Genomic DNA, 21,867 nt, shown 5'->3' with positions numbered 1-21,867 from the left:
TCACGCAACTTTCGGCAGAGCTTTTGGACGCTTCGACAGCAGCATCACGGCGATGCCGGCGATGACCGTGACCATGCCGGTCAGCCGCAGCGGCCCGAATGTCTCGCCGAACACGATGCTGGAGCCGGCGGAGCCGACGAACGGCACCAGCAGCGCGAACGGCACCACCTGTGCCGCCGGATAATCTCGCAGCAGCCGGCCCCACAGCCAGTAGGCGATGCTGGTGGAGATGCCGCCGAGGCAGAGCACGCAGATCAGGCCAGTCAGCGACATGTGGCTCAGCGCCTGCCAGGTCGGCTGCGGCCCGTTGCTGATCAAGGTCAGCAGCGCGAGCGGCACCGCGGCGGACAGGCACAGCCAGGCGAACAGGTCGAACATCGGTGCGTCCTGTGCCCGCCGGAGCAGCAGATTGCCGATCGCAAAGCTGATCGGGCAGATCATGATGATCGCAAACGCGGCGACGCTGAAGTCGTAACCGACCGTACCGCAGATCATCAGCAGACCGAGCGCGGCGATCGCGATCCCGATCGCCTGGGACCGCGTCGGCATCTCCCCGAAAATCACGGCGGCGAAGGCGATGGTGAACAGCGCCTGGCTCTGCACGATGACGCTCGAAAGCCCGACCGGGACGCCGTGCGCGATCGCAAAGGCCTGCGCCAGGAACTGGCCGAGGAACAGCGTGGAGCTGATCCCGATCAGCAGCGGCCAGGAGACGTCGGGCTTGCGCAGGAACAGGCACGGCAGCGCGGCGATGGCGAAGCGCAGCGTCGTCATCAGCTCCGGCGAGAACTCATTGAGCGCGATCCGGCTTGCGACGAACGCAAGCCCCCAGATCACCGCGACCATGACGGCGATGCCAACATCGGCCGGCTTCATTGTTGTTCTTCTTTTGCTTCCGTTACGACGGTCGGGATCTAGATCTGTTCATCCGGCTTCGGTTTGCGCAGCAGATAAGTGCCATGCAGCGGTGCGTGGTAGTCGGCCGCGACCAGCGTGAAGCCGGTCTCGGTCAGCATGCGCTCCATCACCCAGCCGAAGGTCGAGTATTCGTCGCGCATATGGGTCATCACGCTCTCGCGCTCGAAATCGTGATTCTTGATCGAGAAATCGGCCCAGCCCTCGACATCACGGTCGACGCCGTCGGGCATGCTGACGAACACCATGTCGCGCAGATAGAAGTTCGCGCCCGGCTTCAGCGCGTTGAAGATCCGCGACAGCGCCACGGCCTTCCAGAAGTCCGGCAGATGATGCAGCGTGAATTCGCTGACGATCAGATCGTAGGAGTTCGGCTGATAGGCGAAGGACAGGAGGCCGGCCGGCTGGGTCCGGATCTTCGCCTTGCGGTCGCGCGCATAGATCTCGGCAAGCCCGATCATCGCCGGCGAGATGTCGATGGCGTCGACCTCGGCGCCTATCAGCGCCGCCTCGGTCGCCAGCACACCGTTGCCGCAGCCGATGTCGGCGATGCGCCAGCCCGGCTTGACGCCGAGCATGGTCAGCGCCTGACGGGCACGGACATCGCTGTCCTCGCTGACGTCATAGATCGAGACAACCGCGGTATCGAGACCGACCTGCCGCCGTTGCGTATAGTACCAGTCGCGCGCCAACATGACTCACATCCCTTCCGGCCCACGCGTGATCGCGGCCACCCCGGTTCGTGAAACCTCGACCAGGCCCAGCGGGCGCATCAGGTCGATGAACTGACTGATCTTGGACGAGTTGCCCGTGATCTCGAACACGAAGCTCTCGGTCGTGGCGTCGATCACCCGGGCGCGGAACGCATCCGCCAGCCGCAGCGCCTCGACGCGGTGATCACCACCACCCCTCACCTTGACCATCGCGAGCTCGCGCTCGATCGAGCTGCCGGTCAGCGTCATGTCGACGACGCGGTAGACCGGGATCATGCGGTCGAGCTGATGCTTGATCTGCTGGATCACCATCGGCGTGCCCGTGGTGACGATCGTGATCCGCGAGAGATGTTTCTGGTTCTCGGTCTCCGAGACGGTGAGACTGTCGATGTTGTAGCCGCGGCCGGAGAACAGGCCGATCACGCGGGCGAGCACACCGGGCTCGTTCTGCACGAGAACAGACAGCGTATGCGTCTCGTTCGGATCGTGACGCTCTTCGAGGAAGTAGGCGGATGCGGGCTGGTTCATGGTCGTCCCCTTACATTCTTGTCACGCCACCGCCCGCTGGGCGGCCGGCGCAGCATCCGTCCCGATCCAGGTCCGGAACAGATCGAAATCGATATTGCCGCCGCTCAGGATCAGGCCGACCCGCTTGCCGGCGAGCCTGCTCTTTTCCTGCAGCGCGGCCGCGAGCGCCGCGGCGCCCGCGCCCTCGGCGAGATTATGGGTATCGGTCCAGTAGGCGCGGATCGCCTGGGCGACCTCGTCGTCGGTGACCTGCACGATGCGCGAGGCGCCCTTGCGGATCAGGGCGAGCGCATCCGCATCCGGAATCCGCGTCGCCATGCCGTCGGCAAGCGTGTTGCTGGTCTCGGTGGTCACGATCTTTCCGGCCGCAAGCGACAGCGCGTAGGACGGCGCCTCGGTCGACTGCACGCCGACGATCTCGGTCTTCAGGCCGAGCAGATCGCGCGCCATGATGCAGCCGGAGATGCCGGAGCCCTGCCCGATCGGCACATAGAGGATGTCGAGATCGGGCGCGGACCGAAACAGTTCGAGCGCATAGGTCGCAACGCCCAGCACCAGGTCCGGATGGAACGACGGCACCATGTGCAGGCCGGCGAACTGGGCGCGGCGCCCGGCCTCTTCCCGCGCGGCCTGAAAGTCCTCGCCGTGCTCGACGAGCTCAGCGCCGAACGCATGCATGGCACGGTTCTTCTCCACCGAGTTGCCGCGGGGAACATAGATCGTCGCCGGCACGCCATGACGGCCCGCGGCGAAGGCGAGGCTCTGGCCGTGATTGCCGCGCGTCGCCGAGATGATGCCGGGCACGTCGGGCCGCTCGCGCTTCAGCCGCTCGAGATAGACCAGGCCGCCGCGCACCTTGAAGGCGCCGGTCGGCGCGTGGTTCTCATGCTTGACCACGACCTCGGTGCCGAGCCGCTCGGCCAGCAACGGCCAGGCATACGCCGGTGTCGCCGGCACCGCGGTACCGACGATCCTGTGCGCGCGCTCGAGCTCGTTGAGATCAAACATGATCCGTCCTCACCTCACACCAGCGCCTTGCCGCCGGAGAAGGCCTTCGCGGTGGCCTCATCGGTCGCTTCTTCCGGCAGCAGCATCTCGTTATGCGCCTTGCCCGACGGGATCATCGGGAAGCAGTTCTCCAGGGCGGCGACGCGGCAGTCGAACAGCACCGGGCGCTTGATCGAGATCATCTCCTTGATGGCGCCGTCGAGATCGGCGGGCTTGTGCGCCTGCAGCCCGACGCAGCCGTAGGCGTCGGCGAGCTTGACGAAGTCCGGCAGCGCTTCCGAGTACGAATGCGACAGCCGGTTGCCGTGCAGCAGCTGCTGCCACTGCCGCACCATGCCCATGTACTGGTTGTTCAGGATGAAGATCTTGATCGGCAGCTCGAACTGGACCGCCGTCGACATCTCCTGGATCGTCATCTGCACCGAGGCATCGCCGGCGATGTCGATCACTAGGCTGTCCGGATGCGCCACCTGCACGCCGACCGCGGCCGGCAGGCCGTAGCCCATGGTGCCGAGGCCGCCCGAGGTCATCCAGCGGTGCGGTTCCTCGAAGCCGAAGAACTGCGCCGCCCACATCTGGTGCTGACCGACTTCGGTCGTGATGTAGGTGTCCTTGCCGCGGGTCAGCTCGAACAGGCGCTGGATCGCGTATTGCGGCAGGATGACATCGTTGTTCTTGCGGTAGGACAGCGAGTTGCGCGCGCGCCATTGCGCGATCTGCTGCCACCACGCCTTGATGTCCGGCTTCTTGGCTTCCGCCTTGAACACCTGCAGCAAATCGCCGAGCACGTTGCCGCAATCGCCGATGATCGGCACGTCGACGCGGATGTTCTTGTTGATCGAGGACGGATCGATGTCGATGTGGATCTTCTTCGAGCCCGGCGAGAACGCGTCGGTGCGGCCGGTGATGCGGTCGTCGAAGCGCGCGCCGACGCACAGCATGACGTCGCAATCATGCATGGTCATGTTGGCTTCGTAGGTGCCGTGCATGCCGAGCATGCCGAGCCAGTTCGGCCCCGACGCGGGATAGGCGCCCAGCCCCATCAGGGTCGAGGTGATCGGGAAGCCGGTTGCCTCCACCAGCTGGCGCAGCAGCTGCGAGGCCTCGGGGCCGGAATTGATCACGCCGCCGCCGGAATAGATCACCGGGCGTTTGGCATTGGCGAGCAGTGCCACCGCCTTGCGGATCTGGGTCGCATCGCCCTTCACGCGCGGCGTGTAGGAGACGTGCACGTCTGACTTGCGCGGCGGATGATAGGTGCCGGTGGCGAACTGCACGTCCTTCGGCACGTCGACCACGACCGGACCCGGCCGGCCGGTGGTGGCGACATAGAAGGCCTCGTGCAGCACCCTGGCGAGGTCGTTGACGTCGCGCACCAGCCAGTTGTGCTTGGTGGCGGGCCGCGTGATCCCGACGGTGTCGCATTCCTGGAAGGCGTCGTTGCCGATCAGATGGGTCGGCACCTGGCCGGTGATGCAGACCAGCGGAATCGAGTCCATCAGCGCGTCGGTCAGCGGCGTCACCATGTTGGTGGCGCCGGGGCCCGACGTCACCAGCACCACGCCGGGCTTGCCGGTCGAGCGCGCATAGCCTTCGGCGGCATGGCCGGCGCCCTGCTCGTGGCGGACCAGGATGTGCTCGACCTCGCTCTGCTGGAAAATCTCGTCGTAGATCGGAAGCACCGCACCGCCGGGATAGCCGAAGACATGCTGCACGCCGTGATCGATGAGCGCGCGCACGATCATCGCGGCGCCGGTCATCTGATTGGGATCGTGGCTCTTGTCGGTCATGGTTCGCTCCGGATGCGCTTGTTTTTGCGCGGCTTTTGTCAGTTCTCGTCAGTTCTGCTTCGGGCAATAAAAAGGGGCCCCAGAGGCCCCATGCACACCGCCCGAATATGGATGGCCGCTAGCCATCCCCGGCGGTGTGCCTGGGTACGACGGCGATAAGGAGTTTGGTAATAATATTGCGCACGAGACGACCCAGTCTTCCCAAAGGTTGCGCGAACATAGCGGCCAAAGCCTGAATGTCAAGGCAAGGCAAGCACTTTCGCGATTTTTGAAGTGTAACGGGGTTCCGACCGTTCGGCGAGCGTTTTTGCGCGGCGCAACGCGCATGGCAGACGGGCGCGCGGCGGCGCGGCGCGCCGTAGCCCGGTGGAGCGAAGCGAAATCGGGGATCAGCGCCTCCGCGGAGGTGAGCTCCCCGGATTGGGCTGCGTTCGATCCGGGCTACGGGATCCGGCTCGTAAGCCAATCCTTGGCCACCTCCGGCGCCACCCATTCGAATTCCGGGAGCTGGTGGCGAAACCAGGTGAACTGGCGCTTGGCATAATGGCGGGTGTCGGCCCGGCCGATCTCGGCAGCCTCCTCCCGACTGATCTCCCCTTTGAGGTGCCGGATCAGCGCCGGAACGCCATGGGCCTTCATCGCCGGCAGCAGCGGGTCGAGCCCGCGCGCCGCCAATGCAGCGACCTCCTCGAGCGCGCCGGCATCGAGCATTGCGCCGAACCGCGCGTCGATCCGCGCATAAAGCTGCTCGCGCTCCGGCGCGAGAAACAGCGCGTGGAATTGACCCGGCGGCAGCAACGGCGGCAGGCCATCGCGATGCCAGTCCGGCAGCGGGCGGCCGGTGGCCTCGACGACCTCGAGCGCCCGCGCGATGCGGGTGCGGTCGCGCGGCTTCAGCCGTTCTGCCGACACCGGATCGCGCCGTACAAGCTCGGCATGCAGCGCCTCGACGCCGTGCTGCTCCAGCCTTGCGCGCACGCCGTCGCGCACGTCAGAGGGGATCGGCGGCACCGCCGACAGGCCGCGCGTCAGCGCCTTGAAATACAGGCCGGAGCCACCGATGAAGATCGGCAGCCGGCGCTGCGCACGCACCTCGCCCAGCACCTTGGCCGCATCCGCCACCCAGGCGCCGGCCGAGAAATTCACGCCGGCCTCGACATGGCCGTACAGCCGGTGCGGAACTAGCGCCTCCTCGCCGGCAGTCGGCCGCGCCGTGATGATCCGCAGATCGCGGTAGACCTGCATGGAGTCGGTATTGATCACGACCCCGCCGGTGCGCTGCGCGAGCTCGAGCGCCAGGGCCGACTTGCCGCTGGCGGTCGGCCCTGCGATAAGCACTGCCTTGTCCAACAATCCCGAATGCGCCTGCATGTCCCTCGTTGCCACGCTGATCTGCAATCCTGCAAGCCCCGCGCTCGACTCCACCATCGTCGAGGGCGCGCGGGCCGTGCTGCCCTCACCCGGCCCGGCGCAGTGGCTGTTCAACGAAGTCGCCGTCGATATTCCCTTCGAGAGCCAGAACACCGGCAAGGACGACATCAAGGCGATCGAGGAACGCCTGCGCCAGGCCCGCGGCGACCTGCCGATCGACATTGTCGTGCAGCCTCGGATCGGCCGGCGCAAGAAGCTTTTCCTGGCCGACATGGATTCCACCATGATCGGCCAGGAATGCATCGACGAGCTCGCCGATTTCGCCGGGCTGAAAGCCCATGTTGCCGCCATCACCGAGCGCGCGATGCGCGGCGAGATCGAGTTCGAGTCGGCGCTGCGCGAGCGCGTGGCGTTGCTGAAGGGCCTGCCGGTCGGCGTCGTCGACGAGGTGCTCGACAAGCGCATCACGCTGACGCCGGGCGGGCGCGAGCTGGTCATGACCATGCGCGCGCAGGGCGCCTACACCTGCCTGATCTCGGGCGGCTTCACCTTGTTCACCAAGGTGGTCGCGGCGAAGGTCGGCTTCCAGGAGAACCGCGCCAACCAGTTGCAGATCGCGGACGGCAAGCTGACCGGCGAAGTGGTCGAGCCGATCCTCGGCCGCGCCACCAAGCTCGCCACCCTGATCGAGCTGACCGAATCCTTCGACCTCGACGACATCGACACGCTGGTGGTGGGTGACGGCGCCAACGATCTCGACATGATCCAGGCCGCAGGCCTCGGCGTCGCCTATCACGCCAAGCCGGCGGTCGCGGCCGCCGCGGCGGTGCGGATCGACCACGGCGACCTCACCGCGCTGTTGTACGCGCAGGGCTATCGCCGGGAGGAGTTCGTGGCGGGGTGATCCTTGCCGTCGTCCCGGCGAAAGCCGGGACCCATAACCACCGATGCCGGTTACCTAGATAAGCCGTTGCCCACTTCCTCAACAAGAACGGCCGCGGCGTATGGGTCCCGGCTTTCGCCGGGACGACGACACTTCTTTACTGCACGCCGAGCGCGACGAAGCGGAGTTCGCCGTCGCCATTGGAGACCAGCAGCAGCACGGACTTCTTGCCGTCCTTCTTCAGCTGATCGACGCGTTTCTTGATGTCGGCGGCGCTGGACACCGCCTCCTGCGCCACCTCGACGATGACGTCGCCGGCCGACAGCCGCTTCTCGGCGGCATCGGAGGCGTTGTCGACACCGGTGACGACGACGCCTTTCACGCTGTCCTTGATCTTGTACTTGGTGCGCAGATCCTTGCTCAGCGCCGCAAGGTCGAGACCGAGCGCCTTCTGGGTCACCGGCTTCTCGGCGGCATCGTCCTTCGGCTTGGCATTGGCCTGCTGAACCTTCTCGTTGTCCTCGAGCCGGCCGAGCGTGACCTTGCGGGTCTCCTCATTGCCCTTGCGGATAATGACGACGTCAACTTCCTTGCCGACCGCAGTATCGGCGACGACGCGCGACAGATCCTTCGGGTCCTTGACGTCCTTGCCGTCGAACTTGACGACGACGTCGCCGGGCTCGATGCCGGCCGGCTTGGCCGGGCCCTTGTCGTCGACGCCGGCAACCAGCGCGCCGCGCGCCGGCTTGATGTTGAGGCTGTCGGCGATCTCGTCCGTGACCTGCTGGATGCGCACGCCGAGCCAGCCGCGACGCAGCTCGCCGAACTTCTGCAACTGGTCGACGACGCCGGCCACCGTCTTCGACGGCACGGCGAAGCCGAGGCCGATCGAACCGCCGGTCGGTGAGATGATCAGCGTGTTGACGCCGATCACCTCGCCGTCGAGGTTGAACAGCGGACCGCCGGAATTGCCGCGGTTGATCGCAGCGTCGGTCTGGATGTAGCTGTCATACGGACCCTGGCTGATGTCGCGGTTCTTGGCCGAGACGATGCCCGCGGTCACCGTGCCGCCGAGGCTGAACGGGTTGCCGATCGCGACCACCCAGTCGCCGAGGCGGATCTTGTCGCTGTCGCCGAACTTGACCGCGACGAGCGGCTTCGGCGGCTTGAACTTGAGGACCGCGAGATCGGTCTTTTTGTCGACGCCGACCAGCTCGGCCTTGATTTTGGTGCCGTCGTTGAGGATCACGTTGATCTCGTCGGCGTCGGCGATGACGTGATTATTGGTGACGACGATGCCCGCGGTGTCGACGATGAAGCCCGAGCCGAGCGAATTGGTCTTGCGCGGCTGGAACTCGCCGCCCTTCTCGCCCCCCTTGCCGCCACCCGGCCCGCGGCGGTTCTTGAAGAAATCGTCGAAGAATTCCTCGAACGGCGAGCCCGGCGGCAGCTGCGGCATCGTCCGGTCCTTGGCCTCGATGGTCTGCGACGTCGAGATGTTGACGACGGCATCGATCACCTTCTCGGCGATGTCGGCGATGCCCTCGGGGCCACGCGCGAACGCGGGCATGGAGCTCAGCATGCTCGCAGCACCGATCGAGATCGCGGCTCCCATCATGCGGAGGCGGCGGCTCAGGGCTGGTCTGGCAGCGATCATGTCGGAATTTCTCCAGGCAAACGGGTTCAAACTAGGTGGTCGCAGGTGTGCGCCCGTGATGGCAGAGTGCGCCCGAACGGGCATATGGCGCAAGCATCTCAGCCGGGCATTTCGGCGAAAAACCGGCCGCGAAAGGCTCACGATTATGTTCATTCCGGCGCGATGGAACAGGCGACGCTCAGCGCCGTACCACCCAGATCAGGATGAGCCCGGCAACCGCCGAACCGATGCCGACGATGCGCAGAATGTTGTCGGGTGTGGCCAGCGCACTCTTCATCGCCCGGCGCATCCAGGCGGGGCTTGCCGCAAACAGGATGCCTTCGAGCACAAACAGGATTCCCAGACCGATGAGGAAGTCGCCGAACGCTATTGACCTCATCGGATGGCATCCTCCCGCTCGATGCTTGTTGGTTGTTGAGTGGCGGCGACGCGTTGTCCGCATCGCCGCCGTATCGTGACGTTACTGCTTCGGCGCGGCAGCCGCCTCGGGCAACTTGCCGTTCGCGCTGCCAAAGTATCTGAAGAATTCCGAGTCCGGCCGCAACAGGAAACGCGTATCGTTCGGCTTGAGGCCGTTCTCATAGGCCGTCATCGAGCGATAGAACGCGAAGAAGTCCTTGTCCTTGCCATAGGCCTCGGCGAACAGGCGGTTGCGCTCGGCATCACCAGCACCGCGGGTCTGGTCCGCGGAAGAGTTCGCCTCGGCGACGATCACGGTCGCTTCGCGGTCGGCCTTCGAGCGGATTTCCTGCGCCTTCTGGTCGCCCTGGGCGCGGAACTCGGCCGCCTCGCGCTCACGCTCGGTCTTCATCCGGTTGTAGACCGCCTGGCTGTTCTGCTCCGGCAGGTCGGCGCGTCGGATCCGGACGTCGACGACCTCGATGCCGTAGCCGTCGGCCTCCCTGTCGAGCTGCTCGCGAATCCGCAACATCAGCTTCTCGCGATCGTCGCGCACCACCGTGATGAAGGTGACCTCGCCGAGCACACGGCGCAGCGCAGCGTTGAGTAGCGTGGTCAGCTGCAGATTGGCGGCCTGGATCGAGCCGACGCTGGTGTAGTAGCGCAACGCGTTCTTGATGCGATAGCGTGCGAAGGCGTCGACCACGAGCCGCTTCTGGTCGGAAGCGATCACTTCCTGCGACGGGTTCTCCAGATCGAGGATACGCTTGTCGACGTTGATCACCGAATTCCACGGCGCCTTGAAGTGCAGGCCGGGCTCGGTGACGATGTCGACCGGCTCGCCGAACCGCAGCACGATGGTCTGCTCGGTCTGCTGCACGGTGAACACCGAGCTGTAGCCGACGGCGAGCACGATGAAGAGCAGGATCAGGGACACAATACCGGTGACAGGGGACCTCATCGGGTAACTCCCTGCTGGCCGGTCGTCGCCGGCGCCGTCGGCGGACGCCGCGTCGTCAGCTCTCCGAGCGGAAGATAAGGCACGATGTTCTGGCCCTGGCCGCCGTCGTAAACCAGCTTCTCGGAGCTGCCGAGCACTTTTTCCATGGTCTCCAGATAGATGCGCTCGCGCGTCACGTCGGGTGCCTTCTTGTATTCTTCATAGACCTTGAGGAAGCGTGCGCTCTGGCCCTTGGCCTCGGCGACCGCCTGCTCCTTGTAGCCCTCCGCGGCCTGCTGAATCTGCGCGGCACGCCCGCGTGCTCCGGGCACGATGCTGTTGGCGTAGGTCTGCGCCTCGTTCTGCTTGCGCTCGAGGTCGGCGCGCGCCGCCTGTACGTCGCGGAATGCGTCGATCACCTGCGCCGGCGGATCGACCTTCTGCATCTGCACCTGCGTGATCTGGATGCCCGCGTTGTAGCTGTCGAGCGTCTTCTGCATCAGCTCCTGGACGTTCTGCTCGGTGACGTTGCGCGCCCCGGTCAGGATCGGCTGGATCTGCGAACGGCCGATCACCTCGCGCATCGCGCTTTCGGCAACCGCCTTCACGGTGCCTTCGGGATTCTGGATGTTGAACAGATACGCGCCGGCCCCGCCCGGCTTGATACGCCAGAGCACGGTGAAGTCGACGTCGACGATGTTTTCGTCGCCGGTCAGCATCAGGCTTTCTTCCGGCACGTCGCGCATCGAGCGGCCGCGCCGTGCCGGATCGTCGATCAGGGTCATGCCGATCGAGATCGTGTTGACGCGCAGCGCCTTCGGCAGCAGCACCGTCTCGATCGGATACGGCAGGTGATAGCGCAGGCCCGGCTGGGCATCGCGATCATACTTGCCGAAGCGCATGACGACGCCGAGCTCTTCGGACTGGACACGGAAGATCCCGGTCGCAAACCAGATCGCCAGCGCCGCGACCAGCACCAGCGCGATGCCCATGCCGCTGAAATGGCCGCCGGGCAGCCACTGCTGCAGCCGGTCCTGGCCACGCCGCAGCAGATCCTCAAGATCCGGCGGCCTTGGCCCGGCCGACTGCGGACCTGTGCCCCACGGCCCTTTCGGACCCGAGCCCCATGGCCCCCCGCCCTGATTTTTCCACGGCATCAAACATCTCCTCGGCAAGTCCGGACGGGACGCCCGGCCTCGAATGTCCGGCCCGGTTATAGGGGACCGTCAGGGCCCTTACAACGCAAGCTTCCTGGCCGGACGAGCTATGCGCCGGGGCAAAATTGTCAATGCAAACATTGGTTAACCCCGGCCGCGCCGACGATATGTCACATAGGAGAAGTCGACGCTGTCATCCGGACCTGCCGGATTTCGCACACGCGCCACCTCCTCCCACGCCTTCGTATCGATTTTGTCGAACCGCGTATCGCCGTCCGGCCGGGCGTGAACCTCGGTGATCTCCAGCCGATCGGCGATGCCCATCCACTGCGCATAGATTTCCGCACCACCGATGATTGCAATCTCAGTGGCGAAACGCCGCAGCGCATCACCAAGCGCAATGGCATGCGCGTTCTCGAACGAATTAGTGACGACGGCGCCGCGCGCACGGTAGTTCACATCGCGCGTCACCACGATGTTGGTACGTCCCGGCAGCGGCCTGGGCAGGGATTCGAAGGTCTTGCGCCCCATCACTACGGGCTTGTTCAGCGTGATCGCCTTGAGGCGTCGCAGATCGGATTTCAGCCGCCACGGAATGGCGTTGTCCTTCCCGATCACGCCGTTCTCGGCGACCGCAACGACGAGTACGATCTCCATCAGCGCGCCCCGTCCGCAAGGGCCGATAGTGCCTCGCCGGAGACGCGGCAAATCGTCCATTCGTCCATCATCTCGGCGCCGAGCGATTTGTAGAATGCAATCGACGGCGCGTTCCAGTCGAGCACCGCCCATTGCAGCCGCGACCAGCCATTGGCGAGGCATTGCTTTGCCAGATGCACCAGCAGCGCTTTGCCGATGCCCTTGCCGCGCAGCGCCGGGCGCACGAAGAGATCTTCGAGATAGATGCCGTGGCGGCCGGCGAAGGTCGAGAAGTTGACGAACCAGACCGCGAAGCCGGCGGGCTCGCCGTTCCATTCCGCGATGTCGCAAGTAAGCCGCGGGTTGGCACCGAACAGCGCTTCGGCGATATCGGCCTCGCTGGCGTGGACTTCGTGCAGGAGCTTTTCGTATTCGGCGAGCTCGCGGACCAGCGAGAACACCAGTCCGGCCTCATCGGGCCGCGCGCGGCGGATATTCAGCGACATCAGACTGCGACTTCGGCCTTGATGTGCGGATGCGGGTCGTAACCTTCGAGTTTGAAGTCTTCGTAACGGAACGCGAAGATGTCCTTCACATCAGGGTTGATCGCCATCGTCGGCAGCGGCCGCGTCGGACGTGTCAATTGCAGGCGCGCCTGCTCGAGATGGTTCGAGTAGAGATGCGCGTCGCCGAGCGAGTGCACGAAATCGCCGGGCTTCAGCCCCGTCACCTGCGCGACCATCATGGTCAGCAGTGCGTAGGAGGCGATGTTGAAGGGCACGCCGAGGAAGACGTCGGCGGAGCGCTGATACAGCTGGCAGGACAATTTGCCGTTCGCGACATAGAACTGGAACAGGCAGTGGCACGGCGGCAGCGCCATCTTGTCGACCTCGGCCGGATTCCAGGCGCTGACGATCAGCCGCCGCGAGTCCGGATTGCGCTTGATCATCTCGATCACGTTCGCAATCTGGTCGATGCTGCGGCCATCGGGCGCCGGCCATGAGCGCCATTGCGAGCCGTAGACCGGACCGAGATCGCCGTTGGCGTCGGCCCACTCGTCCCAGATCGTGACGCCGTTGTCGTTGAGATATTTGATGTTGGTGTCGCCGGCGAGGAACCAGAGCAGCTCGTGCACGATCGCCTTCAGCGGCAGCCGCTTGGTGGTCAGCATCGGGAAGCCGGCCGACAGATTGAAGCGCATCTGATGGCCGAAGATCGACAGCGTGCCGGTGCCGGTGCGGTCGTGCTTCTCCGCGCCGTCGGCGAGGATGCGTTCGAGCAGGTCGTGATACTGGTTCATGACTGATTCTTGGCGTCTGTTTCGGGCTTCCGAGGGAGCGGCGAATGTAGCGGCCAAGACCGCTCGTCGACACGCCGATTCGGCTGAACGCACCGATTATACCCTGAAAAATGAACACTCCTGCGCCAAACGACAAGGGGCGGAACTCGCGTCCCGCCCCTCGCCTATCCACTTGATCGCGCTGGCCTAACTCGCCGGCTTCAGCACCGGCGTCCATTTCGCGATCTCGTTCTTGACGAGGGTCGCGAGCGCCTCCGGCGTGCGGTTGGCGGGCTGAGGAATCACGCTGCCGAGCTCGAGCAGGCGCTTGCGGACGTTTTCGTCGTCGAGCGCCTTGATCGCCGCAGCATTCAGCGTCGCGATGATCGCAGGCGAGGTTCCCTTCGGCGCGAACACCGCGTTCCAGGCCTGAGCCTGGAACGCCGGCAGGCCGGCCTCCGCCGTGGTCGGGACATTGGGGAGCGACGGATTGCGCTCGGGGGTCGCGACCGCATAGGCCTTGATGGTGCCGGCGTTGATCTGCGGCACCGCGTTGACGATCTGGTCGCACATGTAATCGACCTGGCCAGCGACCAGCGCGTTCATCGCAGGTCCCGTGCCGTTGAACGGCACGCCAACCGGCTTGACGTCGAGGATCGAGTTCAACAGCTCGCAGGACGCGTGCGAGACCGAGCCGATGCCGGCATGCGCAGCGTTGACCTTCTCGGCATTGGCCTTCACGTAGGCAATGAATTCCTTCAGATCCTTCGGCGGGAAATCCTTGCGGGCGAGGATCAGGATCGGCGTGCCCGCGAGCAGCGCAACCGGCTCGAAATCCTTTTCCGGATGATACGCAAGCTTCGGATAGAGCGGCACGGACGCCGCATGCGTGCCCATGTGTCCGGTGATCAGCGTGTAGCCGTCATTGGCAGCGCGTGCGGCACGCGTCGTCGCGGTGGTGCCGCCGGCGCCGACCACGTTCTCGATGACGATGCTCTGTCCGAGCGTCTGCGCCATGTGCGCGGTGACGATGCGCGAGATGACGTCGGTCGGACCGCCGGCTGCGAACGGCACGATCATGGTGATGGTGCGCGTCGGATAGTTTTGCGCAGACGCCGGCACGGCGAATGCGCCGAGCGCGGCAAATGCCGACAGGCATGCGCCCGCAAGCGAGCGAATGGACATCATCTCGGTTCCTCCCGGGAACGTTTGACCAATAAAAATGCCGGCCAAATCGGCCGGCATTTCATTTCACGAGACGACATCGAGTGTCGATTCGACTTCCGCCTGCGGCGCGCCGACGCAGGACCTACAGAACACTCAGCCCTCGGACTCCACGAACACCTCGTCGCGCTTCGCGCGCAACGCCGGCAGCACCGCAAGCACCAGCAGACCGGCCGCGATCGCCAGCAGCACCGCCGACAGCGGCCGCGAGAGGAACACGCTCCAGTCGCCGCGCGAGATCAGCAGTGCGCGACGCAGGTTCTCCTCCATCAGCGGACCCAGCACCATGCCGAGCAGCAGCGGTGCCGGCTCGAAATCGTGCTTGATGAGCCAGTAGCCGACGAGGCCGAACGCGCCTGCGAGGACGACGTCGACCGGCGCGTTGTTCACCGAGTAGATGCCGATCGCGCAGAACACCACGATCGAGGGGAACATCAGCCGGTACGGCACGCGCAGCAGACGGACCCAGATGCCGACCAGCGGCAGGTTGATGATGATCAGCATCAGATTGCCGATCCACATCGAGGCGATCATGCCCCAGACCAAATCGGGCTGCTTCTGCATCACCTGCGGACCCGGCACGATGCCGTGAATGGTCATCGCGCCGACCATCAGCGCCATCACCGCATTCGGTGGGATGCCGAGCGTGAGCAGCGGGATGAACGAGGTCTGCGCCGCGGCGTTGTTGGCGCTTTCCGGCGACGCCACGCCCTCGATCGCGCCGCGGCCGAACCGCGACGGATCTTTCGCCAGCTTCTTCTCCAGCGTATAGGCCGCGAACGAGGCGATCACGGCGCCGCCGCCGGGCAGAATGCCGAGGATCGAGCCGAGCACGGTGCCGCGCAGAATCGCAGGCGTGGAATCAACCAGATCCTTCCTGGTCGGCATCAGGCCGGTGATCTTCTGCTGCACCAGATTGCGGTCCATCTCCGCGCCATGGTCGAGGTTACGGATGATCTCCGCGAAGCCGAACACGCCCATCGCCACGGTGGCAAAGCCGAGGCCGTCGGCAAGCTCGGGGATGTTGAAGGCCATGCGCGAGGCACCGGTTTCGATGTCGGAGCCGACCATCGACAGCAACAAGCCGAACACGATCATCGCAATCGCCTTCAGCACCGAGCCCTTGGCCAGCACCACCGCGAAGATCAGGCCGAGCACCATCAGCGAGAAATATTCGGCCGGGCCGAACGCCAGCGCGAGCTTGGTCAGCGGCGCGCCGAGCACGGCGATCAGCACGGTTGCGACGCAGCCGGCAAAGAACGAGCCGATCGCGGCGATCGCCAGCGCCGGGCCGGCGCGGCCCTGCTTGGCCATCTGGTGGCCGTCGAGCGCGGTGACCACGGAGGTCGCCTCACCCGGAATATTGACCAGGATCGAGGTTGTCGAACCGCCATATTGCGCACCGTAATAGATGCCGGCGAGCATGATCAGCGCACCGACCGGCGGCAGGCCGAAGGTGATCGGCAGCAGCATCGCGACGGTAGCGATAGTGCCGATGCCGGGCAGCACGCCGACCAGCGTGCCGACCAGCGCACCGATCAGGCACATCAGGAGGTTGATCGGCGAGAACGCGACCGCGAAACCGTGGGCGAGATTGGCAAACAGTTCCATCACGCCCTCACTGGATCAGGAAACGCGGGAACATCGGCATCGGAAGTCCCAGCACATAAGGGAACAGCAGCGCGCAGCCGAGCGTCAGGCAGGCACCGACAATGATGGCTTCGATCCATTTGGTCTCATGCGAGCCGAGTGCGGCGATCAGGAAGGCCGCAAAGGCGGAGACGACGAGGCCGAACGGCCGGATCCCGACTGCGAAGAACACGATGGCCGCGGACACGAACAACGGGCCGCGCCAGGAATAGGCTGCGATATTCGGGCCGTCCTTGAGAACGCCCATCAGCGCAACGGCAGCGCCGAGCAACAGCAGCAGCACGGCAAACATGCGTGGCGCAGTTCCGGCGCCGAACGAAAATCCGTGCATGCCCTGCAGATCGCTCGAGGCCCACAAGGCAAACAGCGCGACCGCCACCATGGCGAGCCCGCCGATGAAGTCCTGCGGACCGCGTACCCATTCCGGCAAGATCGATTTGACCGGCGCCTCGCTCGGCGTATCGCTCATGACTTCGCTTCCCCCGTCAGGGCTGTCCCGCCCGCTTTGATTGAATGGCTTGGCTTGTGGTGCGTTGACCGAAAGCCTTGCTAGCGATTTTCGTCAGACAACGCCAGCAAAACCCAAGAGACCTCCGGCAAGCAACATCCACAAGGGATTGATCCGCGTCGCAAAAGCAAGCGCGGCTGCGACAATGGTGATCAGCACCGCGATCCAACTTTGGTCTGATGTCTGCGCCACGATCAGCCCGGAGGCGGCCATCAGACCGATCGACAGCGGAACCAATGCGGCTTGAATGATCGCCGGCCAGCGCGCGTCGCGCGAGCGATCGAGGAAGCGGCTTACATAATAAGCAAGCAGCGCGGTCGGTCCGCACATCGCAACCGTCGCGGCCAGCGCCCCGGCGACGCCTGCGACAGAATAGCCTATCAGCGTCACGATCAGCACGTTCGGCCCCGGCGAGAGCTGCGAGATCGCGAACACGTCGGCGAATTGCTTGTCGGTCAGCCAGTGATGCACGTCGACGGCGGCGCGGTGCATTTCGGGGATCGCTGAATTGGCGCCGCCGACCGCAAACAGCGACATCAGGCCGAAGGTCCAGACCAGCGCCGCGACCGGGTTCGACTCCGAGCTCATGCCTTCACCATGCGGCGCGTCAGGATCGTGACCGCAAGGCTGAGCGGGATAGCCACCAGCAGCACGATCTGGAGCGGCCACCGGATCAGTCCGATCGCGACGAAGACCGCGGCCAGAATGACGAGGCCTGTGACATCACACCGCTTCAGGAGCGGCATCATCATCTTGAAGACGACGGCGAACAGCAGCCCGACCGCGGCGCAGGCCACCCCTGCGAGCGTCCGGCGCAGGACGTCGATATCGCCGTAGCGGGCATAGAGCGCGGCAAGGACGGTCGCGATCACCATCGGCGGCCCGACCAGCCCGGCGAAGGCCGCTAGCCCACCCGGGACGCCGCGAAAGCGCGAACCGAACACGACCGACAGGTTGACGATGTTCGGACCTGGCAGGAAATGGCACAGCGCAAAGGTCTCGTTGAACTCCTCGGCCGTCATCCAGCGGTGCTGCTCGACGATCGACCGCCGGGCCCAGACCAGGACCCCGCCGAAGCCGGCCAGCGACATCTTGGCAAAGGCCAGGAACAGCTCGAGCAGGCCCGGCTGATGGGGCGGAGACGGTGCGGAGGCATCCGGCGCCGGGGCGGCAACCGGCGGGGATCCCGGGGGCATGGGCAAAATCTAGAACGGCGTCAGGGCGCCGGCCAACCCAAATTGGTGTGTTTTCACAGCTGAAAGGGCCTGAATCGGCTCTGTTTTTCTACGGCTTTGCCGCTATATTGGGGGTGCCGGTTCGCCGGCTATGGAAATAAATGACCGTCGCAATAAACCATTCGGACCCGGGGGCGGTACCCGGCGCCTCCACCAGAACCCATCCTTCGCGGTGGCTTTCGGCGGGGGCGAAATAGGATCGACGAGGGCGTAAAGGGCGTGTTTTTTCTCGGTATGGTTCCGCCGTTATCGGGCTAATGCAATAGTTGCCAACGACAACTTTGCTCCGGTTGCTCAGGCTGCGTAACGCAGTTTGAAAGACCATCTTAAAGTCCTAACGGGTTAAGCTCCGTTAGGCGGGGTTCGGAGGCACCTGGCAACAGAAGCCTCCACTTTATTTCCGATCGGGCGTCCGCCCGCATTATCCGCTACCAGCCCTGCTGATTTCCGGCTCCCGGCGGGGTAGCATGGCCAAAAGGGCGAGTCGGACGGGTCCGACGACGCCGTGCCGGCCATTTTTCGAAGCGACAGGATCATCATGGCGACCGATCACATCCGATATGACGTGCTGGCGCGCGATGCGCTGCGCGGGGTGCTGCGCCGGGTGTTGTCCGACGCCGCTGAACATGGCTTGCCGGGTGAGCACCATTTCTACATCACCTTCCTGTCGCACGGCGACGGCGTGAAGCTGTCACCACGACTGCTCGCGCAATATCCGGAAGAGATGACCATCATCCTGCAGCACCAGTTCTGGGACCTGGTGGTGACCGAGGACCGGTTCGAGGTCGGCCTGTCGTTCGGCGGGATTCCCGAGCGGCTGAATGTGCCGTTCGCCGCGGTGACGCGCTTCCTCGACCCGTCGGCGCCGTTCGATCTGCGGTTCGACGTCTCGGACGCGCTGTCCGAGGATGCTCCTCCCGCCACCGCGCCGGCCTCTCCGCTTCCCGCACCGGCCGCGCGCGCCGCGGTGGAGACCGAGACGGCCGAGACCGAGCAGGAGCCCGCCAAGCCCAGCGAAGGTGCCGAGGTCGTCCGGCTCGACCGCTTCCGCAAGAAGTAATCTAACACAGATCACTCCCCGACCTTGTAGGATGCTTGAGAGGTTCGGGATGACAGATCGTCATCCCGGACTATCTTCTGCATGAACGTGCTTCTTGCGCGGACGCTTTCGCGTTGCCGTGCCGGAAAGTCCGGCGCCATGCCGGTTCACGTTCTGACGACGCAACGGAGAGCATCCATGGCTCAATCGACGACACCATCCAACGCCGCCACCCGCAGCGAGACCGACAGCTTCGGTCCGATCGACGTCCCCGCCGATCGCTACTGGGGCGCGCAGACCGAACGCTCGCGACAGAATTTCAAGATCGGCCACGACCGGATGCCGATTGCGATCATCCACGCACTCGGCGTCGTCAAGCTCGCGGCAGCAGAGACCAATCGCGAACTCGGCCAGCTCGATGTACGCCGCGCCGACGCCATCGTCAGCGCCGCCAGGGAAGTGATCGAAGGCAAGCTCGACGATCATTTTCCGCTCGTGGTCTGGCAGACCGGCTCCGGCACGCAGACCAACATGAACGTGAACGAGGTGATCGCCAATCGTGCCAACCAGATGCTCGGCGGCGAGCTCGGCGCCAAGCAGCCGATCCATCCGAACGATCATGTCAACATGAGCCAGTCGTCGAACGACTCGTTTCCGACCGCGATGCATATCGCAGCCGCAAGCCGCATCATCGCCGACCTGATCCCCTCGCTCACCGAGTTGCATCAGGCGCTGCACCGGAAGCAGGAGGCGTTTGCCAAGATCGTGAAGATCGGACGCACGCATACCCAGGACGCGACACCGCTGACGCTCGGCCAGGAATTCTCCGGCTACGCGGCGCAGGTCGAGAGCGGCATCGCGCGGCTGCACATTGCCGTGAAGGAGCTGTTTCCGCTCGCGCAGGGCGGCACCGCTGTCGGCACCGGCCTCAACTCGAAGCCGGAATTCGCGAGCGCCTTCGCCAGGCACGTTGCCGAGATCACCAAATTGCCGTTCACGAGCGCTACAAACAAGTTCGAGGCGCTGGCTTCCAACGACGCCTATGTGCTGGTGCACGGCGCGATCAATTCGGTGGCGACCGGCCTGTTCAAGATAGCCAACGACATTCGCTTCCTCGGATCCGGCCCGCGCTCGGGTCTCGGCGAATTGATCCTGCCGGAGAACGAGCCGGGCTCGTCGATCATGCCGGGCAAGGTCAACCCGACCCAGTGCGAAGCCATGACCATGGTCTGCTGCCAGGTGTTCGGCAATCAGACCACGATCACCGTCGCCGGCAGCCAGGGCCATTTCGAGCTGAACGTGTACAAGCCCGTATTGGCATATTGTATGATAAATTCCATTCAGTTGCTGTCTGACGTCGTCCGCTCATTTACTGAGCATTGCGTTGTCGGCATACGCGCCGACGAAAAGCGCATCAACGAACTGATGCAACGCTCGCTGATGCTGGTGACCGCGCTCGCGCCGAAGATCGGTTACGACAACGCAGCCAAGGTCGCCAAGTCGGCGCACGCGCACGGAACGACGTTGAAGGAAGAGGCCTTGCGGCTTGGATTTGTGTCTGCGGATGAATTTGACCGCCTCGTGCAGCCGGACAAAATGACACACCCCGGCTGAGCGAGCGACGCGCAATGTCCGGATAATTACGGTCACCGTGCGTGATATAATTATGGATCATAACTCCTAAAGACTAAGGCGAGTTACCTATCAGCTCTGCGTTCGCGCATGGTACAGACGTCTAGTTTTCGCAGAGCGAAACGGATTCTTTGATGCTATCACGAGCATCAGATGGGGATTCGGGATGGATATCGAGCCGGGCGCGCAGCGCAATCGCTCTTGCTTTCGTCACGATGCATCACCAATTCTGCTCTGGGGACGATGAGGACGACGAGCATGGGCGACGTGGTCAACTTGAAACGATTCAAGAAGCGCGGTGAGCGCGAACAAGCAGCGAAGCAGGCCGAAGCCAATCGTGCGCTATTCGGTCGCACCAAATCCGAACGGGCGCGCGACGAATTTCTCGGCGAGCGCAACGCTCGTCAACTCGATCAGCATCGCATCGAAAGTGGAGACGCATCATGAAGTCTCCCGTCGTTAAGCGTTCGATCGTCGTCGCCGGACACAAGACCAGTGTCAGCCTGGAAGAAGCCTTCTGGAACGGCATGAAGGAGATTTCCGGTCTGCGGAACATGACGCTGTCGGAATTGGTCGGCGAGATCGACAACAACCGTCAGCAGGGCAATCTGTCCTCCGCGATCCGGTTGTTCGTGCTCGACTACTTCCGGTCGCGCGCGACGCCGGCCGTGCCGACGGATGTCCGGCCGCAACAGGTCGACACGCGCCAGCAGGCCTGACGGCCCTCTCCGGCCGTCGCTTCGGAAGACGGTCGTCCCGCTGCGTGGACTTCAGCATGAAGGTCAATCGCATCGTCGCGAACGTTGCCGCATCAAACATAGCGGCAGCGAAGTCGTTCTATCAGGATATCCTCGGCCTCGCGCCACTGATGGATTTCGGTTGGGTTGCGACTTACGGCTCATCCGAAACGATGCAAGCTCAAATCAGCTTCGCATCCGAAGGCGGATCCGGTACGCCGGTGCCCGATCTCTCGATCGAGGTCGACGACCTCGACGAAGCGCTGCGCCGGATGAAGGCAGCCCGCATCGCGATCGAATACGGTCCGGCGGACGAGCCGTGGGGTGTGCGGCGCTTCTTCGTCCGCGATCCCTTCGGCCGGCTGATCAATATCCTCCAGCACCAATCGTGAGCTGAATCTGGAGATCTGGTCCGATTGAATCGGACCAGATCTCCAGATTCTTGCTTTGACGCGTTTTCTTGACGCGAACCGGTACCCACTTCGCTTGAAAACGCTTTAGTTCTGCATCGCCGGCCGCGGCGGCGGATTGGCGACCTGCGGCGTCAGCGACAGCGGCGGCCGCAG

At 64.4% G+C, this 21,867-nt stretch carries 24 protein-coding genes, 1 other RNA gene and 1 pseudogene; 7 read left to right on the top strand and 19 right to left on the bottom strand.

The annotated features are described in order from the left end of the window. The 6 genes from H8A92_RS27680 to miaA all read right to left on the bottom strand — a co-directional run bounded on the left by H8A92_RS27680 (nucleotide 1) and on the right by miaA (nucleotide 6,325). Nucleotides 1-876: an EamA family transporter gene (locus tag H8A92_RS27680; RefSeq protein WP_229198684.1), complete on the bottom strand. Its 876-nt coding sequence runs from the start codon at nucleotides 874-876 to the stop codon at nucleotides 1-3. Between the two features lie 38 nt (nucleotides 877-914). Beyond that, entirely contained in the window at nucleotides 915-1,610 is a 696-nt protein-coding gene (locus H8A92_RS27675; protein ID WP_163155573.1) for a class I SAM-dependent methyltransferase, read from the bottom strand. Nucleotides 1,611-1,613: 3 nt separating this feature from the next. Continuing rightward, entirely contained in the window at nucleotides 1,614-2,156 is a 543-nt protein-coding gene (ilvN, locus tag H8A92_RS27670) for an acetolactate synthase small subunit (protein ID WP_163155575.1), read from the bottom strand. 21 nt (nucleotides 2,157-2,177) lie between these two features. Further along, a complete protein-coding gene (locus H8A92_RS27665; RefSeq protein WP_229198683.1) occupies nucleotides 2,178-3,164 on the bottom strand; it encodes a threonine dehydratase in 987 nt (328 codons plus the stop codon). 14 nt (nucleotides 3,165-3,178) lie between these two features. Then, the gene (locus H8A92_RS27660) at nucleotides 3,179-4,954 is read right to left on the bottom strand and encodes an acetolactate synthase 3 large subunit (protein WP_163155579.1); all 1,776 of its coding nucleotides are present in this window, start codon (nucleotides 4,952-4,954) and stop codon (nucleotides 3,179-3,181) included. Between the two features lie 441 nt (nucleotides 4,955-5,395). Continuing rightward, nucleotides 5,396-6,325, bottom strand: a complete 930-nt coding sequence (miaA, locus tag H8A92_RS27655) for a tRNA (adenosine(37)-N6)-dimethylallyltransferase MiaA (RefSeq protein WP_229198692.1) — start codon at nucleotides 6,323-6,325, stop codon at nucleotides 5,396-5,398. Here miaA and serB point away from each other — a divergent pair. After that, nucleotides 6,324-7,229: a phosphoserine phosphatase SerB gene (gene serB, locus H8A92_RS27650; RefSeq protein ID WP_229198682.1), complete on the top strand. Its 906-nt coding sequence runs from the start codon at nucleotides 6,324-6,326 to the stop codon at nucleotides 7,227-7,229. The two genes, miaA and serB, sit on opposite strands and share 2 nt — an antisense overlap. A gap of 136 nt (nucleotides 7,230-7,365) precedes the next feature. On the opposite strand, the gene H8A92_RS27645 is transcribed toward serB, so the two are convergent. From H8A92_RS27645 to H8A92_RS27590, 12 genes are all read right to left on the bottom strand, one after another. Further along, nucleotides 7,366-8,865: a Do family serine endopeptidase gene (locus H8A92_RS27645; RefSeq protein ID WP_229198681.1), complete on the bottom strand. Its 1,500-nt coding sequence runs from the start codon at nucleotides 8,863-8,865 to the stop codon at nucleotides 7,366-7,368. 178 nt (nucleotides 8,866-9,043) lie between these two features. Next, the gene (locus H8A92_RS27640) at nucleotides 9,044-9,244 is read right to left on the bottom strand and encodes a DUF2065 domain-containing protein (RefSeq protein ID WP_050628416.1); all 201 of its coding nucleotides are present in this window, start codon (nucleotides 9,242-9,244) and stop codon (nucleotides 9,044-9,046) included. An 81-nt stretch (nucleotides 9,245-9,325) separates the two neighbouring features. Beyond that, complete coding sequence (gene hflC, locus H8A92_RS27635) at nucleotides 9,326-10,225, bottom strand: protease modulator HflC (RefSeq protein WP_229198680.1); 900 nt, start codon at nucleotides 10,223-10,225, stop codon at nucleotides 9,326-9,328. Further along, nucleotides 10,222-11,361, bottom strand: coding sequence for an FtsH protease activity modulator HflK (gene hflK / locus H8A92_RS27630; RefSeq protein ID WP_229198679.1), 1,140 nt, complete (start codon nucleotides 11,359-11,361; stop codon nucleotides 10,222-10,224). The genes hflC and hflK overlap by 4 nt, the downstream gene beginning before the upstream one ends. 144 nt (nucleotides 11,362-11,505) lie before the next feature. Beyond that, complete coding sequence (locus H8A92_RS27625) at nucleotides 11,506-12,018, bottom strand: dihydrofolate reductase (RefSeq protein ID WP_229198691.1); 513 nt, start codon at nucleotides 12,016-12,018, stop codon at nucleotides 11,506-11,508. Further along, complete coding sequence (locus H8A92_RS27620) at nucleotides 12,018-12,503, bottom strand: GNAT family N-acetyltransferase (RefSeq protein ID WP_229198678.1); 486 nt, start codon at nucleotides 12,501-12,503, stop codon at nucleotides 12,018-12,020. The genes H8A92_RS27625 and H8A92_RS27620 overlap by 1 nt, the downstream gene beginning before the upstream one ends. After that, a complete protein-coding gene (locus tag H8A92_RS27615; protein ID WP_229198677.1) occupies nucleotides 12,503-13,297 on the bottom strand; it encodes a thymidylate synthase in 795 nt (264 codons plus the stop codon). Before H8A92_RS27615 ends, H8A92_RS27620 begins: the two co-directional genes overlap by 1 nt. Before the next feature lie 186 nt (nucleotides 13,298-13,483). Continuing rightward, nucleotides 13,484-14,464: a tripartite tricarboxylate transporter substrate binding protein BugD gene (locus tag H8A92_RS27610; protein WP_229198676.1), complete on the bottom strand. Its 981-nt coding sequence runs from the start codon at nucleotides 14,462-14,464 to the stop codon at nucleotides 13,484-13,486. Between the two features lie 132 nt (nucleotides 14,465-14,596). Beyond that, on the bottom strand, nucleotides 14,597-16,111 hold the full coding sequence (locus tag H8A92_RS27605; RefSeq protein ID WP_229198675.1) for a tripartite tricarboxylate transporter permease: 1,515 nt from the start codon (nucleotides 16,109-16,111) through the stop codon (nucleotides 14,597-14,599). Nucleotides 16,112-16,118: 7 nt separating this feature from the next. Then, complete coding sequence (locus tag H8A92_RS27600) at nucleotides 16,119-16,619, bottom strand: tripartite tricarboxylate transporter TctB family protein (protein ID WP_229182452.1); 501 nt, start codon at nucleotides 16,617-16,619, stop codon at nucleotides 16,119-16,121. 93 nt (nucleotides 16,620-16,712) lie between these two features. After that, nucleotides 16,713-17,246 (bottom strand): chromate transporter, encoded by a 534-nt coding sequence (locus tag H8A92_RS27595; protein WP_229198674.1) that lies wholly within the window; start codon nucleotides 17,244-17,246, stop codon nucleotides 16,713-16,715. Next, entirely contained in the window at nucleotides 17,243-17,854 is a 612-nt protein-coding gene (locus tag H8A92_RS27590; protein ID WP_274613481.1) for a chromate transporter, read from the bottom strand. Before H8A92_RS27590 ends, H8A92_RS27595 begins: the two co-directional genes overlap by 4 nt. Before the next feature lie 77 nt (nucleotides 17,855-17,931). Here H8A92_RS27590 and ssrA point away from each other — a divergent pair. From ssrA to H8A92_RS27560, 6 genes are all read left to right on the top strand, one after another. Continuing rightward, nucleotides 17,932-18,287, top strand: a transfer-messenger RNA (tmRNA) gene (gene ssrA, locus H8A92_RS27585). Nucleotides 18,288-18,431: 144 nt separating this feature from the next. Continuing rightward, nucleotides 18,432-18,953 (top strand): SspB family protein, encoded by a 522-nt coding sequence (locus tag H8A92_RS27580; protein WP_229182449.1) that lies wholly within the window; start codon nucleotides 18,432-18,434, stop codon nucleotides 18,951-18,953. A 177-nt stretch (nucleotides 18,954-19,130) separates the two neighbouring features. After that, nucleotides 19,131-20,546, top strand: a complete 1,416-nt coding sequence (gene fumC / locus H8A92_RS27575; RefSeq protein ID WP_229198673.1) for a class II fumarate hydratase — start codon at nucleotides 19,131-19,133, stop codon at nucleotides 20,544-20,546. A gap of 276 nt (nucleotides 20,547-20,822) precedes the next feature. After that, complete coding sequence (locus H8A92_RS27570) at nucleotides 20,823-21,011, top strand: DUF4169 family protein (RefSeq protein ID WP_229182447.1); 189 nt, start codon at nucleotides 20,823-20,825, stop codon at nucleotides 21,009-21,011. Next, nucleotides 21,008-21,283: a ribbon-helix-helix domain-containing protein gene (locus tag H8A92_RS27565; protein ID WP_024580116.1), complete on the top strand. Its 276-nt coding sequence runs from the start codon at nucleotides 21,008-21,010 to the stop codon at nucleotides 21,281-21,283. Before H8A92_RS27570 ends, H8A92_RS27565 begins: the two co-directional genes overlap by 4 nt. A gap of 56 nt (nucleotides 21,284-21,339) precedes the next feature. Beyond that, nucleotides 21,340-21,693: a VOC family protein gene (locus H8A92_RS27560; RefSeq protein ID WP_229198672.1), complete on the top strand. Its 354-nt coding sequence runs from the start codon at nucleotides 21,340-21,342 to the stop codon at nucleotides 21,691-21,693. Here the strand turns inward: H8A92_RS27560 and H8A92_RS27555 are convergent. Continuing rightward, nucleotides 21,668-21,867, bottom strand: a pseudogene (locus tag H8A92_RS27555) (hypothetical protein); the annotation flags it as partial. The gene H8A92_RS27560 and the pseudogene H8A92_RS27555 overlap by 26 nt on opposite strands.

Origin of the sequence: Bradyrhizobium acaciae, assembly GCF_020889785.1 — a bacterium.
Taxonomy (GTDB): domain Bacteria; phylum Pseudomonadota; class Alphaproteobacteria; order Rhizobiales; family Xanthobacteraceae; genus Bradyrhizobium; species Bradyrhizobium acaciae.
Note: the sequence above shows the minus strand (reverse complement) of the source record. Positions and strands in the feature narration are given on the sequence as shown.